The sequence below is a fragment of the Actinocrinis sp. genome, from assembly GCF_035938995.1.
In the GTDB taxonomy this organism is placed as follows: domain Bacteria; phylum Actinomycetota; class Actinomycetes; order Streptomycetales; family Catenulisporaceae; genus DASZGI01.
Genome location: NZ_DASZGI010000383.1, coordinates 1 through 14,246, shown reverse-complemented (window position 1 = coordinate 14,246; position 14,246 = coordinate 1). Strand labels below are relative to the sequence as shown.

Genomic DNA, 14,246 nt, shown 5'->3' with positions numbered 1-14,246 from the left:
AGGGACCGCACGATCGCCCGCTTTCCGCGCAAGACCGTCTTGATCGTCACCCATGTGACGCCTATCAAGACTCTGCTCTGCCAGGCACTCGGCGCGCCGCTCTCGGCCGTGCATCGCATGGAGCTGAGCGCGGCCTCGCTCACCGTCGTCGACTTCTACGGCGACGGGATCTTGAACGTGCGCTGCGTCAACGACACCGCGCATCTTCGTGCCGTGGCTCGCCCTGGGGCTGACGCTGACGCGGACGCCTCCATCAGAGCTCGGTGACGATCACGTCCACCGCGCCGGGCCCGGCGCGCTCCACGGTGAAGCCGAGGTCGCGCAGGACGTCCGCGAACTCCTCCGCGGTTTTCGGCTCGGCGCCGTCGAGCAGCAGCGCCCTGACGATCCGACCTTTGGTGGCCTTGTTGAAGTGACTCACGACGGTCCGCTTCACTAGGCCGCCGACCTCTCGTTCGTGCAGCACGCGCACGGTGACGGCTCTCGCCTGCGTCCGCCCCCTCCACAGGCCGGCGTAGGCGGACGAGCGCAGGTCCACCACCAGGCGCTCGCCGACCAGATCCTCGAGCGGGCCGTTCAGCGCGGCCTTCCACACCGCCGTCACCGATCCGACGCCAGGCAGCTTCACCCCCGCGGAGCAGCGGTAGTACGGGATCCTGTCCTCCGGCCTGACGACTCCCCAAAGGGCTGAGAACACCAGCACGGACTCCTGCGCCCTCCGGTAAGCCGCCTCGTTTCGGTCACGCAGTCCCGGCAGGTCGAGTGCGTCGTACAGCACGCCGGAGTACACGTGCGCAGCCGGTCCGGTGGGGGCGGTTGTCAGCCTGCGATTGTGTTCGAGTTCTCCACGCTGCCCCTCGGTCAAGCCAAGCACGCTCAGTGCCTTATCCGCAGGTCCGGCACTGAGCCGCGCCAGCGACTTCACCAGCGACCGACGCGTTTCAGCCAACTCGGGAAGCACCAGGGAACCGGCGGACAAGCGTTCGTCGTCTGTCGGGACGGCTTTGCCCTCCGAGGGCGGAATGAAGATGAACATTCTGGAACGATCCTCGCCGAGCGTCGTCTTCCTGCCGCGTGACGATATCTGATCCGTCTAGGATTCGGCTGGCCACCGGCCGTGAAAGAAGCTGACACCTCAGGGAGCCGAGCTCAGATGATCCACCTGCGTCGCCGCATCGTTCTCGCCGCGGTCGGCTGGCTGGTGACGCGCATCCCGATGTACCTGCTGATGACCGGGCATCTCGGCCACCAGCTCAACAAGTACGGCAAGGACAGCCGCGGCGACGTCTCGCTCTACTGGACCTGGGTGCACACGGACCTGAACCACCTGGTCCTGCCCGCTGTCAGCACCTGGCAGTACCCGCCCCTGGTCGGCCCCCTGCTGATGCTCCCGCAGGCGATGCCGGGCAGCAACTACACCAGCCAGTTCATCCATCTGGCCTTCATCGCCGACGCGGTCATCGTCGCGCTGCTGATCTGGACCGCGACACGGCGCGGCAGCTGGTTCGGCGCCTGGTACTGGATCGTCGGGGTGCCGCTGCTCGGCCCGCTCATCTACGGCCGCTTCGACGTCTTCTCCGCTCTGCCCGTCGTCGCCGCGCTCGCGCTGCTCGGCCTCGGCGTGCCGCGCACGGATGGCAAGCCCGGGCGCCAGCTCAACAACCGCCGCTGGATCGCCGGGGTCCTCATCGGCCTCGGCGCCGCGCTCAAGGTGTGGCCCGGCCTGGCGCTGTTCGGACTGCCGCGCACCCGCCGCGGGCTGGAGACGGCCGTAGCGGCGGTCGCGGGCGGCGGTGCGGCCACCCTGATGACGATGGCCCTGTTCAAGAACGGCACCGGCTTCCTCAAGTCGCAGGGCGGCCGGGGCGTGGAGATCGAGTCGGTCTGGGCGGCGCCGTTCCTGCTGCTCAAGCACTTGGGCCTGGCCAGCGTCCGGGTCAAGTGGCAGTACGGCTCGTTCGAGCTGCTCGGCCACGGGGTCGGCGTCGTCGAGGTCCTGGCGCTGTTCACCACCGTCCTGGCCTTCGCCGCGCTCGGCTACTGGTGGCTGGTGAAGGACTGGCGGCCGGTCGTGGTGGCCGACGCCACCCTCGTCGGCACCCTGCTCATGATCGTCACCAGCCGGGTGATCAGCCCGCAGTACATGATCTGGCTGCTCGGCGTCGCGGCGTTCTGCCTCATGTTCAAGGACACCAGCCAGCGCCGCGCCGCACTGATCCTGTTGATCTCGCTGCCGCTGAGCCAGGCCGACTTCCCACACTACTTCTACGGGCTTGTGCACGGCCGCTCCACGCCGGCCCTGGTGGTCGCCGCCAGGGACGTCCTGCTGGTCGTCGCCGCCGGCGTGGGTTTCGTCGACCTGTGGCGGTCCACCGTCACCGGTCCGGTGCTGCCGTGGCGGCGCCGGTGGCGGGGCCCGCGGTCCGGGGCGGTGGCCGTGGCGGGCGCGATAGACGACGCGGTCGGCCCGGGCCCGGTCGACGAGCAGGACCCATCCGCCGACGGCGAGGCCCACGGGGATCCGGTCCCCGCGGGCACGGCGGTCTGAGAAAGGGAATCTATTGGTGCAATCGGTCGCGGCACCAAGTACGCTGCGCGCTGTGCCGCACCGTGTCCTCGTCGTCGACAGCTCCGGGGCTCCGGACGAGGCGCGGGACGCGCTGTGCGCTGGCTTCGCGAAGATCCGCGACGAGTACGCGCTGCCCACCGAGTTCCCCGCGGACGTGCTCGAAGACGCCGACCGCGCCGTCCGGCAGCCGCTGCCCGATCTGCCGGACTACACTGGGCTGCCGCTGATCACCCTGGATCCGCCCGGGTCGATGGACCTGGACCAGGCGATGGCGATCGGCCGGCGCGGCAGCGGATACCGGGTCTGGTACGCGATCACGGACGTCGGCTCGTTCGTGCGGCCGGGCTCGCCGCTCGATCGCGAGGCGCGCGCCCGGGTGGAGACCTACTACCTCCCGGACGGCAACGTTCCGCTGCACCCGCGCTCCCTCTGCGAGGGCGCCGCGTCGCTGCTGCCCGACGAGGACCGGCCCGCGCTGTTGTGGCGGATCGACCTGGACTCCTCCGGCGACACCACGGACGTGAACGTGCACCGCGCGATCGTGCGCTCCCGGGGGCGGATGGACTACGCGACCACGCAGATGGCCCTGGACAACGGGATCGCGCCCGATACCGTCCGGCTGCTGCGCGAGGTAGGCACGCTGCTGCAGCAGCGCGAGGTGAGCCGTGGCGGCATCAGCCTGAACGGCCCGGTGCAGCAGGTGGTCGCGGACCGGGGCGGCGGCTGGCGCCTGGAGTATCGCAGCGCCCTGCCGATCGAGGACTGGAACGCACAGATCTCGCTGCTGACCGGGATGGCCGCGGCGGACCTGATGCTCTACGCCGAAGTCGGCATCCTGCGGGTTCTGCCTGAACCGGGCCCGGCGACGGTGAACCGGCTGCGCCGGGCGGCCCGGGCGCTGCGGGTGCGCTGGCCGGAGGGCGAGCCCTACGCGACCCTGATCCGGCGGATGGACGGGAACCGGCCGCGCCACGCCGCGTTCCTGACCGAGGCGGCGTCGCTGCTGCGCGGCGCCGGATACGAGGCCTTCGACGGGGCGATGCCGGCGCGGCCCGGCCATGCCGCCCTCGCGACCGAATACACGCATGTCACGGCCCCGCTGCGGCGTCTGGTCGACCGGTTCGCCGGGGAGATCTGCGTGTCGCTGTGCGAGACCGGCGAGATCCCCGATTGGGTGCACGAGGCGCTGCCGACCCTGCCCGAGCGGATGGACGCCGGGGACAAGCGGGCCAAGGCGGTGGAGCGGGCCTGCGTCGACCTGGCCGAGGCTGTGCTGCTGCGCGACCGCGTCGGAGAGGTCTTCGACGGGGTGGTGCTCGACCTCAACGACCGGGTGGACTGGGACCACAACGGCAAGCCGGACGCCGGCGTGGTGATGCTGCGCGACCCCGCGGTGATAGGGCGGCTCGACGGGCACGACCTGCCCCAGGGCGCTGAGCTGCGGGTCCGGCTGGTGGCGGCGGACCCGGCCACTCGGCGCGTCCTGTTCGACTGGATCGACGCCGTATAGCCGACGCCGACGCTGTATCGCCGCTCTCGACGTCAGCCGGGGCGGCGCTAGTCGGAGTTGGGGCCGTGCCCGGTCGCCGCCCGCTCGGCCGCGTTGCGCTCGACGCAGAACTCGTTGCCCTCCGGGTCCGCCATATAGGCCCAGCCGGTGGTGTCGGGGCGGCGGTGGTCCTGCACGATCCTCGCGCCGAGGGCCAGGATGCGGTCCACCTCGCCGTCGCGAGTCGTGTCGTGCGTCAGGTCCAGGTGCATCCGGTTCTTCGCGGACTTATCCTCGGGCACCTTGATGAAGAAGTATCCGGGCTGGCCCGGCTGCGCGACCAGGGAGACCACGGCGTCGCCCGGCTTGTCACGGTCATCGAGCGGGAGACCGAGCACCGCGGACCAGAATCGGGCCAGCTCGTAGGGGTTCTCGGCGTCGAAGGTGATGTTGTGGACCGCTGCTGTCATGGTCATAACGTTCCGTGGCGCGATCGCGAAGGCAAGCGGGTTTCCAAGCTGGTCCGATGTGTGTCGAACTATCCCGCACCGGTACTACAGTAGGAGGATGTCCGTCGAAGATCAGGTGGCCCCGCCCGGTCGCGCCGCGACCGCTGTAGAGGAGCCGGATGCCGACCGGCTCGACCTGCCGGTGGTCCTGGCCGCGCTCGCCGATCCGGGCCGGCTGGCGATCGTGCGAGCGCTGGCCGAGTGCGGCGAGGAGTGCTGCGTCAAGGTCGGCGAGCAGGCCGGGCTGACCGTCGGCAAGTCGACGCTCTCGCACCATCTGAAGGTGCTGCGCGAATCAGGCGTCACACATACCCGGACCCAGGGCACGCACCGGTACGTCTCGCTACGCCGCGACGACCTGGACAGCGCGTTTCCGCACCTGCTCGACGCCGTGCTCGCCTGGCGCGACCGCTCCTGAGCGGTCTGAAGATATCAGCTGTCTGTGTCGGCTCCGCGGAGCGCGGCTCAGGTGCGGCGCACCGATTCGTCCGGCGCCCGCGCCGGGGCCGGGGGCGCGTTGTCGAGTGAGGCGGGGGCGTTCGGCTCCGGCTCGAGGTGCTTCCGGAAGAGCGGGCTTGCGACATAGATCAGCGCCCCGAGCCCGATCCACACGTACGCGCTGCCGATGATCTGCTCCCACCAGGCCCAGCCGTACTCGCGGTTCTGCGTGTGCGGGAACCACCACTGCGGCGAGGCGAGGAACAGCACCAGTCCCGTGTAGCTCAAGGCCAGCACCCGCCGGTCACGGATCCGGTGGCCGTACACGACGGCGGTGAGCAGCACCGGCGCGGCCCAGACCCAGTGGTGCGACCAGGAGACCGGGGAGACCAGCAGCGAGGTGCACGCGTTGAGGGCCAGCGCGAGCACGGTCCGCCCGGTGCGCGCCGCCCGGCCGATCGCGACCAGGCCGAGGACTGCGATCAGCGCCGCGCAGGCGAGCCAGACGTCCTGCCGGGCGCTGCCGGACAGGTGCGCCCGCATCAGGACCCCGTTGACGGACTGGTTCCCGGCGAACACCAGCGGGCCGATCCGTCCGGTGTCGAACACCTTGCTCGTCCAGTAGCTCACCGAATCGTGCGGCGCGACGAGGAATCCGAAGCCTGTGACGGCGACGAAGGACGCCGCGACGGTCGCCGATTCGCGCCACTGGCGGCGGGCGAGGAAGAAGAGGACGAACACGGCCGGGGTGAGCTTGAGCGCCGCGGCCAGCCCGATCAGCGCGCCGCGCGGCCAGCCGAGCGGGATCTCCCGACCGCTGCCCGGCAGCCGCACCCGCCGCACCGTCGCCGGGGCGAGGCAGTCGAACGCGACCAGCGCCATCAGCACGACGTTGACCTGGCCGTACGCGAGCGTCGTGCGCACCGGCTCGATCAGCGCGGCGACCGGCAGCAGCGCGGCCGCCAGCCGCCAGAAGCGGCGCGAGTCGGCGAGCCCCGCGGTGCGCAGGAAGAGCGCGGTGACGGCGACGAGCAGCGCCAGCGTGACAGCGGTGATGAGGATTCCGGCGATCCGCGACGACACCAGCGCGAGCGGCGACATGACGACCGCGGAGACCGGCGGATAGGTGAAGCCGAGGTTCAGGCCGTTCTGGGTGAGTGGCAACTGGCCGTAAAGCGCCTGGTCGTTCAGCCAGGCGCGGCCGCCGAGCCGGTACACGTCCAGGTCGATGCGGTAGACGTTGAGATTGAACTGCCCGTGCTGGACGGTGATCAGGCTGAAAGCGAAGACGAGCAGGACCACGGCGGCCAGCCCGAGGCCGGCGCCGCGGCGTGGGCGTTGCCCGGCGATGACGGCCGTGTCGCGCGCCCCCATGGTTCGACGTACCCCCGCGGTCCAGGTGGTGCGATCAATGAGCGGGTCCGATGCTATCCGACCGGTGGACTGCGGTGGTCGGCACCCCGCGGGAGGATTATGATGATCAGTCTTGATTAGCGTAGCTAAGTAGTCGCCGGCGCGCACGAACCAGGTTGGGGGTGGCCGTGCAAGAGCTGACCTACCGCCGCCGGATGCTCATCCTGGCGATCTGCTGCATGAGCCTGCTGATCGTCGCCATCGACAACACGATCGTCAACGTCGCGCTGCCGTCGATCCAGCGCGACCTGCACGCACCGGTCTCCGGCTTGCAGTGGATCATCGACGCGTACACGCTCGTGCTGGCGAGCCTGCTCATGCTTGCCGGCTCGATGGGCGACCGGCTCGGCCGGCGCAAGGTCTTCCAGACCGGGCTCGTCCTGTTCACGGTGGCGTCGCTGCTCTGCTCGCTCGCCCCCTCGCTCAGCTGGCTGGTCGGGTTCCGGACGCTGCAGGCAGTCGGCGGCTCCATGCTGAACCCGGTCGCCATGTCGATCATCAGCAACACGTTCACCGACGCCAGGGAGCGCGCGCGGGCGATCGGCGTGTGGGGCGGGGTGGTCGGCCTGTCGATGGCGGCCGGGCCGGTCGTCGGCGGTCTGCTCGTCCAGCTGGTGGGCTGGCGGTCCATCTTTTGGGTGAACATCCCGGTCGGCGTGTTGGCCGTGGTGCTGACCGCGCTCTTCGTCCCGGAGTCGCGGGCCGCACGCGCCCGCCGGCCTGACCCGCTCGGCCAGCTGCTGGTGATCGTGCTCCTCGCCTCGCTGACCTACGCGATCATCGAGGGCCCCGGTCGCGGATGGGCTTCGCCGGAGATCCTGGGGCTGTTCGCCCTCTCCGCGGTCACGCTGGTGGCGCTGGTGCGCGCGGAGAGCAGGCGGTCCGAACCGCTAATCGATCTGCGGTTCTTCCGGTCCATCCCGTTCAGCGGCGCCACGGTGATCGCGGTGGCGGCCTTCATCGCGCTGGCCGGCTTCCTGTTCCTCAACACCCTGTATCTGCAGGAGGTGCGCGGCTACACGGCGCTGCACGCGGGGCTGCTGACGCTGCCGATGGCCGCCGTCACCGCGATCACCGGCCCGCTGTCCGGCCGCCTGGTCGCCCGCCGCGGCTCACGGCTGTCGCTGCTGGCCGCGGGCGGCTTCCTCACCTTGTCCGCGCTGCTCCTCGAACTCGTCACGCCGACCAGCCCGGTCCTGTTCCTGGGGGTGGTGTACGCGCTGTTCGGGCTCGGGTTCGGCATGGTCAACCCGCCGATCACCAACACCGCAGTCTCCGGGATGCCGCGCGCGCAGGCCGGCGTGGCCGCAGCGGTCGCCTCGACCAGCCGCCAGGTCGGCCAGTCGCTGGGCGTCGCGGTGATCGGGTCGGTGGTGGCCTCGCAGGCGGGGGCGTCGCTGCGGACCGGGTTCACCGCGGCAGGGCACATCAGCTGGGCGATCCTGGCCGGTTGCGGCGTGCTGGTCACGATCCTGGCGGTGGTGACCACCGGTCCGCGGGCGATCGCCAGTGCGGATCGGGCGGCGGCGTTGTTTCCCGAGTCTGGGCCTGGTCAGGTCGGTCCGGCGCCTCAGACCGGTCCGGCGTCCGGGGTTGAGGAGCGCGTCGAGAAGGGGTCAGGAGCGGAGAGGTGTGCGTCCGATGTCGGGCCTGGACGCTTCGGAGCGGCCGACGATATCTGTGTCAGCGGCGAGCTCGTGATCACCAACGAGCCGCCCGATGCGGTCACCGTCAGGGTGGCGGCGGACGGGTCGCCGGAAACCGAGACCTGATACGTCGTCCCGGCCAAGCCGACCACGGTGACGGCCGAGGTGACGCCCAGCGGGACGTCCGCCGCCCCGGCCTGCCGGATCACGGCGACCTGCCTCCCGGGCACCGCGATCGTCGAGGAGACCACGGCGGCCTGCGCGCTCGTGATGAGCCGGCGCGCGACGTACATGGTGTTGTCCAGGAATCCGCTTCCGGAGCCGAGGTATTGGCCGAGCACGGCGCCGATGACCGTCTCGCTCCGGCCGCCGACGGTGAATGTCGCGGAGAAGAGCAGGCAGCCGCCGGCCTGGTCGGTGGACCCGGTTTTGATGCCGTCGACGCCGTTTTGGCCGAGCAGCGTGTTGTAGTTGCCGATGGTGCCCTGGACTGGCACGGTGGCCCAGCGCTCGCCGACGATCTGGCTGAGGGTGGACATCTCGATGGCCGCCTCGCCGAGGGTCACCTGGTCGGTGGCGGTGGACACGGTCGACGGCGCGTAGCCGGACGGGTCGGTGTACTTGGTGTGCGACATCCCGAGCCGGTGGGCGGTCTCGTTCATCCTGCTCACGAACGCGGACACCGACCCAGCATCCCAGCGGGCGAGGATCTGCGCGACGTTGTCGGCGGAGGCGAGCATGAGGGCTTCGAGGGCCTGACGCTCGGTCAGCCCCTCACCGGGTTTCACCATGACGAGTGACTGACCCAGCGCCCGTTCGGCGGCGTACGCGGCGGCCTCAGCGGCTGTGATGACGATGGTCGGCCCGGACTCGTCGGCGGCGAGCGGATGGTCGGTGAGGATCACGTACGCCACCATCGTCTTGGTCACGCTGGCGATCGGGACGGGTGTGTCGGTGCTGCCATAGGTACCGAGCGAGCCCATGCCGACCACGTCCACGGCGGCTTGGCCGCGCGCAGGCCAGGCGAGTGCGGGAGAGCCGCCGGGGAGGGTGAAGGTCGAGGCGATCGTCTGGGCGAGCGTCTTGGGCGCCGGCGGCGCCGTGGTGTGGACCGCCGGGCTCGGGGAGGTCGAGTCGGCGATGGAGACGACGTTGTGCGGGCCGGAGCCGCTCACCGCCGCCCACACGGCGATGATCAGGCTTAGAGTTGCGGCGCCGGCGATCAGCTGCTGGGTGAGCCGACGGCGGCGCGGCCGGGTTGTCGCGGCAGGGTCCGGCGCGAGCTGGTCGGGGGCCGGTTCGCGCTCGTCCTGCTCGGCTGGTTGCTCGTCGGAGTCGATGCTCTCCGGTTCAGGGCTCTCCGGTTCGGTGCGCTCGTCGAGGTCCGCGTGGTCGACGTCGTCATCGTCATCGCGGCGCTCATCGCGCTCGGCACCGAGAGGCTCGTCGTCGTCCTCGGCGGTGGCGCCGCTGCCGGCGCCGTCCTCTTCACCTTCCGCGCGATCAGTGCCAGCGTCGGTGTCGCCGTCACGGCTCGCGTCTACGCCGCGGGGCTCCTCGCCGGTGTCCTCTTGCTCATTCTCTCGCTCTCGCTCCCGCTCGCGGTCTTGCGCGTCGGTGTGCTCGTCGTAGTCGTCGGCGCGGCTACGCATCCTCTCCGGGCCTCCACCTATGAATATTCCCTTGCCCGAGCAGGATCGCCGACCGTATCACACCCGCGTACAGGTCGTCCGGCCTGGCCGAATCATCCACAGGGACGGTCGGGTATGCCTCTCGGTTGCAAGGGTCGGCGGCGTCTTGCCGGCGCCGCGGAGTCGCCCGACTCCGGCGGTTCCGGGGCGTCACTGTTGACTATCACGACGTAGTCGCCGCCGCTAGGGTCCGCCGGGCAGTCCGCGCCGCGCGGAGGTCAGGAGCCTGCGGTCGCGCCCGGCGGAAGGAGCCTGAGTCCCGGCGTCGGTCCGTCTTCGATCAGTCGCAGCAGGGCGCCGGTGTCGACATGCTCGGCCAAGGCGTCTGCGAGGCGGTCGTACTGTGCCTCCCGCGCGGCGGCGAAGTTCGTCGTGGGATCGGCGGTGAATGCCCGGCCCGTCCGGCGCGCGACCCAGGCCAGCAGCGCCCTGCGGAATCCGTCCGATTCCACCGTGCCGTGCCACAGCGTGCCGATCACCGGGCCCGAGACGCATCCGTCCAACGCGGCGCCGTCGCCATCCTCCGTGAAGAGCGGATCGCCGCCGTGCACCCGCACCTGGCCGTGATGGATCTCGTACGCCGTCGTGACGGTCGCGCCGAGGGCCGTGCCGACCGGGCGGGCGAGCGTCTTGGTCTCGACGAAGCGTGTGGCCACCGGAAGCAGTCCGAGCCCTTTGACCAGGCCGCCGCGACTCTCTACCTGATCGTCGATCGTCTCGCCCAACATCTGGTAGCCGCCGCAGATCCCGAACACCGGCCCGTCCGCCGCGACCCGGCGCGCGAGCGCGTCGGCGATGCCCCGGTCGCGCAGCCATTCCAGGTCGCCCACGGTTGCTTTAGTGCCGGGCAGCACCACGAGATCGGCGTCTGCGATGCCGCGCGGGCCCGTAGTGAAGGAGACCTCGACGCCCGGCTCGAGCATCAGGGCGTCCACGTCGGTGAAGTTGGACACCCGCGGCAGCTGTACCACGGTGACCGCGAGTGGTTCTCGGCCGGCTGGGGCGCGGCGGCCGAGCGTGCCGGGCCGCGCCTCGAGGGTGAGCGAGTCCTCCGCGTCCAGCCAGATGTCGCGCAGATACGGCAGCACGCCCAGCACCGGTCGCCCGGTGTGGCCCTCGATCATCCTGAGGCCGGGGGAGAGCAGCGCCGGATCGCCGCGGAACCGGTTGACGATGAATCCTGATATCAATGCCTGGTCGGCGGCGTCGAGGAGCGCGACCGTGCCGTGGAAGGCCGCGAAGACTCCGCCCCGGTCGATGTCGCCGACGACCACCGTGGCCAGCCGCCGTGCCCGGGCCAGCCCGAGGTTGGCCAGGTCGCCGTCGCGCAGGTTGATCTCGGTCGGCGATCCGGCCCCTTCGCAGACCACGACGTCGTAGCGGGAGCGCAGGTCGTCGAAGGCGTCGAGCACGGTGCCGAGGAGCTGTTTCTTCAGGCTCTGATACGACTGCGCGTCCGCCTGCGCCATCGCCCGGCCGAGCACCACGACCTGGCTCGACCGGTCGCCACCGGGCTTGAGCAGCACCGGGTTCATCGCAGGCTCCGGGTGCACGCCGGCTGCCGCGGCCTGCATCGCCTGGGCTCGGCCGATTTCCGCGCCCTGCCCGGTCACGGGGTCGACGCAGACGGCTGAGTTATTGGACATGTTCTGTGCCTTGAACGGGGCGACGCGTACTCCCTGCCGGGCCAGCCATCGGCACAGCGCGGCGGCGACCACGCTCTTTCCCGCGTCCGAGGTCGTGCCTGCGATGAGCAGCGCGCCGCTAGGCACGGTGCCGCCGCCGCAGCGCCGCAGACATCAGGAGTCTGCTCGCCAACGCGCCGCCGACCAGCACCCCGGCCGCGCCGCCGGATACCGCCGCGGACAGGCGGTTGGCACGCGCTACGTCGAACCCGCGCGGTGAGCGGCCGACCCCCAGGTAGGGCCGGTGTTCGATCCTTGACGCGTACGAATTCGTCCCGCCGAGCCGCAGTCCGAGCGCGCCGGCCGCGGCGGCCTCGCAGCGTCCCGCGTTCGGGCTCGGATGCTTTGCGCCGTCGAAGCGCAGGGCACGCCAGGCCTCCTGCCGCGAGCCGCCCACCTTCGGTGCCATCGCCACGGTCAGCAGTCCGGTCAGCCGCGCCGGGACCAGGTTCATCGCGTCGTCCAGCCGCGCCGCCGACCAGCCGAACTTGAGGTAGCGCTCGGACTTGTGGCCGACCATCGCGTCGAGCGTGTTCGCGGCCCGATACGCGAGCAGCCCCGGCACCCCGGCTACCGCTCCCCAGAACAGCGGCGCGACCACGGCGTCCGAGGTGTTCTCCGCGACCGACTCGACGACCGCGCGCGCGACTTCGCCCTCAGACAGTCCGCGGTGGTCCCGCCCGCACAGCCTCGGCAGCCGCTCGCGCGCCGCCTCCAGATCGCCGTTCTCGAGTAGATCCCCGATGGCCGCGGCCTCGCGGCGCAGCGAGGCCGCCCCCAACACGCACCACGTCGCGGCAGCGGTCGCAAGGTATGCGGCGAGCGGCGGAGTGTTGCGGTGCGAGATCGCGGTTCCGACGGCCGCGGCGCTTCCGACGCACAGGGCGGTGTGAATCGCACCACGCGAGCGGGAATCGGCGTAGAGCGCGCCTTCGAGGCGTTCCGCGGCGCGGCCGAAGACGGCGACCGGGTGCCCCCGCTCGGGGTCCGCGAGCACCAGGTCCGCGACGAATCCGGTGGCCAGTCCGGCGGCCAGAACGGCCCCTGAAGATCTCGTCCGCACGCCAGCACCATACCGGCCGTTGGTCCGCGCGGGGCACAATGGCCCGATGCCCGACCATGCCGATCCCGACAGCGCCGGTCCCGACCATCTTGATCCCGACAGTGCCCCCGCGTCGCCCGAGGTCCCGTCCGAGGGTGGCTACGACGGCTACGACCTCTCCCACCACGGCGACCGTGAGACCGCGGCGGGGCTGGTGGATCTGGCGGTGAATGTCCGGGTGCCGCAGCCGCCGCAGTGGCTGCTCGACCGGATCGCGGCGTCGCTCACCGGCCTCGCCGCGTACCCGGACGCCGGACGGGCCACGCAGGCCGTCGCCGCGCGGCACGGTCGCGACCCGCGCGAAGTGCTGCTGACCTCCGGCGCAGCCGAGGCATTCGTGCTGATAGCCCGCGCTATCGAGGCGCGGCGTCCGGTCGTGGTGCACCCGCAGTTCACCGAGCCTGAGGCGGCTCTGCGCGCGGCGGGGCGGCGGGTGGACCGGATCCTGCTGCGCGCCGAAGACGGCTTCGCGCTCGACCCGGCGGCCATACCCTCGTCCGCGGACCTTGTCATCGTCGGCAATCCCACAAACCCGACAGCCGTGCTGCATCCCGCCGAGACGCTCGTGGCGCTCGCCCGCCCAGGCCGGACGCTGGTAGTGGATGAGGCGTTCGTCGACGCGGTGCCCGGCGAGCCTGAGTCGCTCGCCCGCGGGACCGACGTGCCCGGGCTCCTGGTCATCAGAAGCCTGACGAAGACGTGGGGCCTTGCCGGGCTGCGCGTTGGATACGTGCTGGGGCCGGAAGATCTGGTCGAGCAGCTGCGCGCCGCCCAGCCGCTGTGGTCGGTGTCGAGCCCGGCGCTCGCGGCGGCGGAGGCGTGCAGCGAACCGCATGCGCTCAAAGAGGCGGAGCGGCTGGCGCGCGAGGCAGAACGCGACCGCCTGTACCTGGAGGACCGGCTGAGCACAGTGCCAGGAGTCTCGCTGCCGGCCAGGGCTGCCGCTCGCGCGCCGTTCGTGCTCGTCCGCGTGCCGGGCGCGGACAAGATCAGGCTGCGGCTGCGCGAGAGCGGGTTCGCGGTGCGGCGCGCCGACACGTTCCCCGGCCTCGGCCCGGACTGGCTGCGCATTGCCGTCCGGGCGCCGGACGTGACCGACGCGCTGCTTGCCGCCTGGCCGCGGTGAAGGGCGGGCGACGAGCAAGGCCGCGGTGAGGGGCGGGCGACGAACAACGCCGGCCCGCCGCTGTGCCCTCGTCAGCGGTCGAATACGCCGGCCGGTCCGACGCTCGCGGTCAGGATCGAGGAGTTCGGCAGCAGGACCGTGCCGCGGTCGGTGACGATCTTGACGTAGTTGAGGTTCATGTCCGCCACCAGCCCGGTCAGCACGCCGCCCATCGGCCCGGAGCGCAGCGAGACCTCGTCGCCGATCGCGAACGGCCGGGTGATCAGCAGGAGCAGCCCGGCGAAGATGTTGCCGAGCGCCTGCTGGGCCGCGATGCCGAGGATCACACCGGTGACCGCGCCGCCGACCAGCAGCCGCTCGATCGGGACGTTCAGCGCGCCGAGGGTGCCGAAGATGATCACGAGATAGCCGACGAGCAGGCAGACCCAGCGCAGCCCGTTCTTCCGGTTGTCGTCGATCGTATGCGGGACGGTCTTGAGGATCTCCTTGGTGGCCGAGCGCACCGCGCTGATCCCGAAGACGAAGAACATGACCGCGCCGAGGATGGCGAGCGTCTGCGCCAACCCTTGGTGCGCCTG

Annotated in this window: 12 protein-coding genes and 1 pseudogene; 6 read left to right on the top strand and 7 right to left on the bottom strand. The window is 71.1% G+C overall.

The annotated features are described in order from the left end of the window. A partial coding sequence (locus VGZ32_RS26680; RefSeq protein ID WP_326888972.1) for a histidine phosphatase family protein occupies nt 1–267 on the top strand: 267 nt, incomplete at its 5' end. Here VGZ32_RS26680 and yaaA read toward each other — a convergent pair. Continuing rightward, complete coding sequence (yaaA, locus tag VGZ32_RS26675; RefSeq protein ID WP_326888971.1) at nt 254–1,036, bottom strand: peroxide stress protein YaaA; 783 nt, start codon at nt 1,034–1,036, stop codon at nt 254–256. The genes VGZ32_RS26680 and yaaA overlap by 14 nt on opposite strands. 117 nt (nt 1,037–1,153) lie before the next feature. On the opposite strand from yaaA, the gene VGZ32_RS26670 reads away from it, so the two are divergent. Further along, nucleotides 1,154–2,548, top strand: a complete 1,395-nt coding sequence (locus VGZ32_RS26670; protein WP_326888970.1) for a glycosyltransferase family 87 protein — start codon at nt 1,154–1,156, stop codon at nt 2,546–2,548. Between the two features lie 52 nt (nt 2,549–2,600). Beyond that, complete coding sequence (locus tag VGZ32_RS26665) at nt 2,601–4,079, top strand: RNB domain-containing ribonuclease (RefSeq protein ID WP_326888969.1); 1,479 nt, start codon at nt 2,601–2,603, stop codon at nt 4,077–4,079. A gap of 47 nt (nt 4,080–4,126) precedes the next feature. Here VGZ32_RS26665 and VGZ32_RS26660 read toward each other — a convergent pair whose 3' ends face one another. Beyond that, entirely contained in the window at nt 4,127–4,528 is a 402-nt protein-coding gene (locus tag VGZ32_RS26660; protein ID WP_326888968.1) for a VOC family protein, read from the bottom strand. 97 nt (nt 4,529–4,625) lie between these two features. On the opposite strand from VGZ32_RS26660, the gene VGZ32_RS26655 reads away from it, so the two are divergent. Next, nucleotides 4,626–4,985, top strand: a complete 360-nt coding sequence (locus VGZ32_RS26655; protein ID WP_326888967.1) for a metalloregulator ArsR/SmtB family transcription factor — start codon at nt 4,626–4,628, stop codon at nt 4,983–4,985. Between the two features lie 47 nt (nt 4,986–5,032). Here the strand turns inward: VGZ32_RS26655 and VGZ32_RS26650 are convergent, their stop codons facing one another. Further along, nucleotides 5,033–6,379, bottom strand: coding sequence for a glycosyltransferase 87 family protein (locus VGZ32_RS26650; RefSeq protein WP_326888966.1), 1,347 nt, complete (start codon nt 6,377–6,379; stop codon nt 5,033–5,035). Nucleotides 6,380–6,546: 167 nt separating this feature from the next. Here VGZ32_RS26650 and VGZ32_RS26645 point away from each other — a divergent pair, with 167 nt between their 5' ends. Continuing rightward, on the top strand, nt 6,547–8,190 hold the full coding sequence (locus tag VGZ32_RS26645) for an MFS transporter (protein ID WP_326888965.1): 1,644 nt from the start codon (nt 6,547–6,549) through the stop codon (nt 8,188–8,190). A gap of 263 nt (nt 8,191–8,453) precedes the next feature. Here VGZ32_RS26645 and VGZ32_RS26640 read toward each other — a convergent pair. From VGZ32_RS26640 to VGZ32_RS26630, 3 genes and pseudogenes are all read right to left on the bottom strand, one after another. Next, nucleotides 8,454–9,047 (bottom strand): annotated as a pseudogene (locus tag VGZ32_RS26640) (D-alanyl-D-alanine carboxypeptidase family protein); the annotation flags it as partial. 926 nt (nt 9,048–9,973) lie between these two features. After that, nucleotides 9,974–11,527 (bottom strand): cobyric acid synthase, encoded by a 1,554-nt coding sequence (locus VGZ32_RS26635; protein WP_326888964.1) that lies wholly within the window; start codon nt 11,525–11,527, stop codon nt 9,974–9,976. After that, nucleotides 11,520–12,503, bottom strand: coding sequence for a cobalamin biosynthesis protein (locus VGZ32_RS26630; protein WP_326888963.1), 984 nt, complete (start codon nt 12,501–12,503; stop codon nt 11,520–11,522). Before VGZ32_RS26630 ends, VGZ32_RS26635 begins: the two co-directional genes overlap by 8 nt. Before the next feature lie 46 nt (nt 12,504–12,549). Between VGZ32_RS26630 and cobC the strand changes: the two genes are divergently transcribed. Continuing rightward, nucleotides 12,550–13,668 carry an Rv2231c family pyridoxal phosphate-dependent protein CobC gene (gene cobC, locus VGZ32_RS26625; RefSeq protein WP_326888962.1) on the top strand — a complete coding sequence of 373 codons (1,119 nt, stop codon included), beginning with the start codon at nt 12,550–12,552 and terminating at the stop codon, nt 13,666–13,668. Between the two features lie 71 nt (nt 13,669–13,739). On the opposite strand, the gene VGZ32_RS26620 is transcribed toward cobC, so the two are convergent. Beyond that, nucleotides 13,740–14,246, bottom strand: a 507-nt coding sequence (locus VGZ32_RS26620) for a mechanosensitive ion channel family protein (RefSeq protein ID WP_326888961.1), incomplete at its 5' end; no start/stop codon positions are given.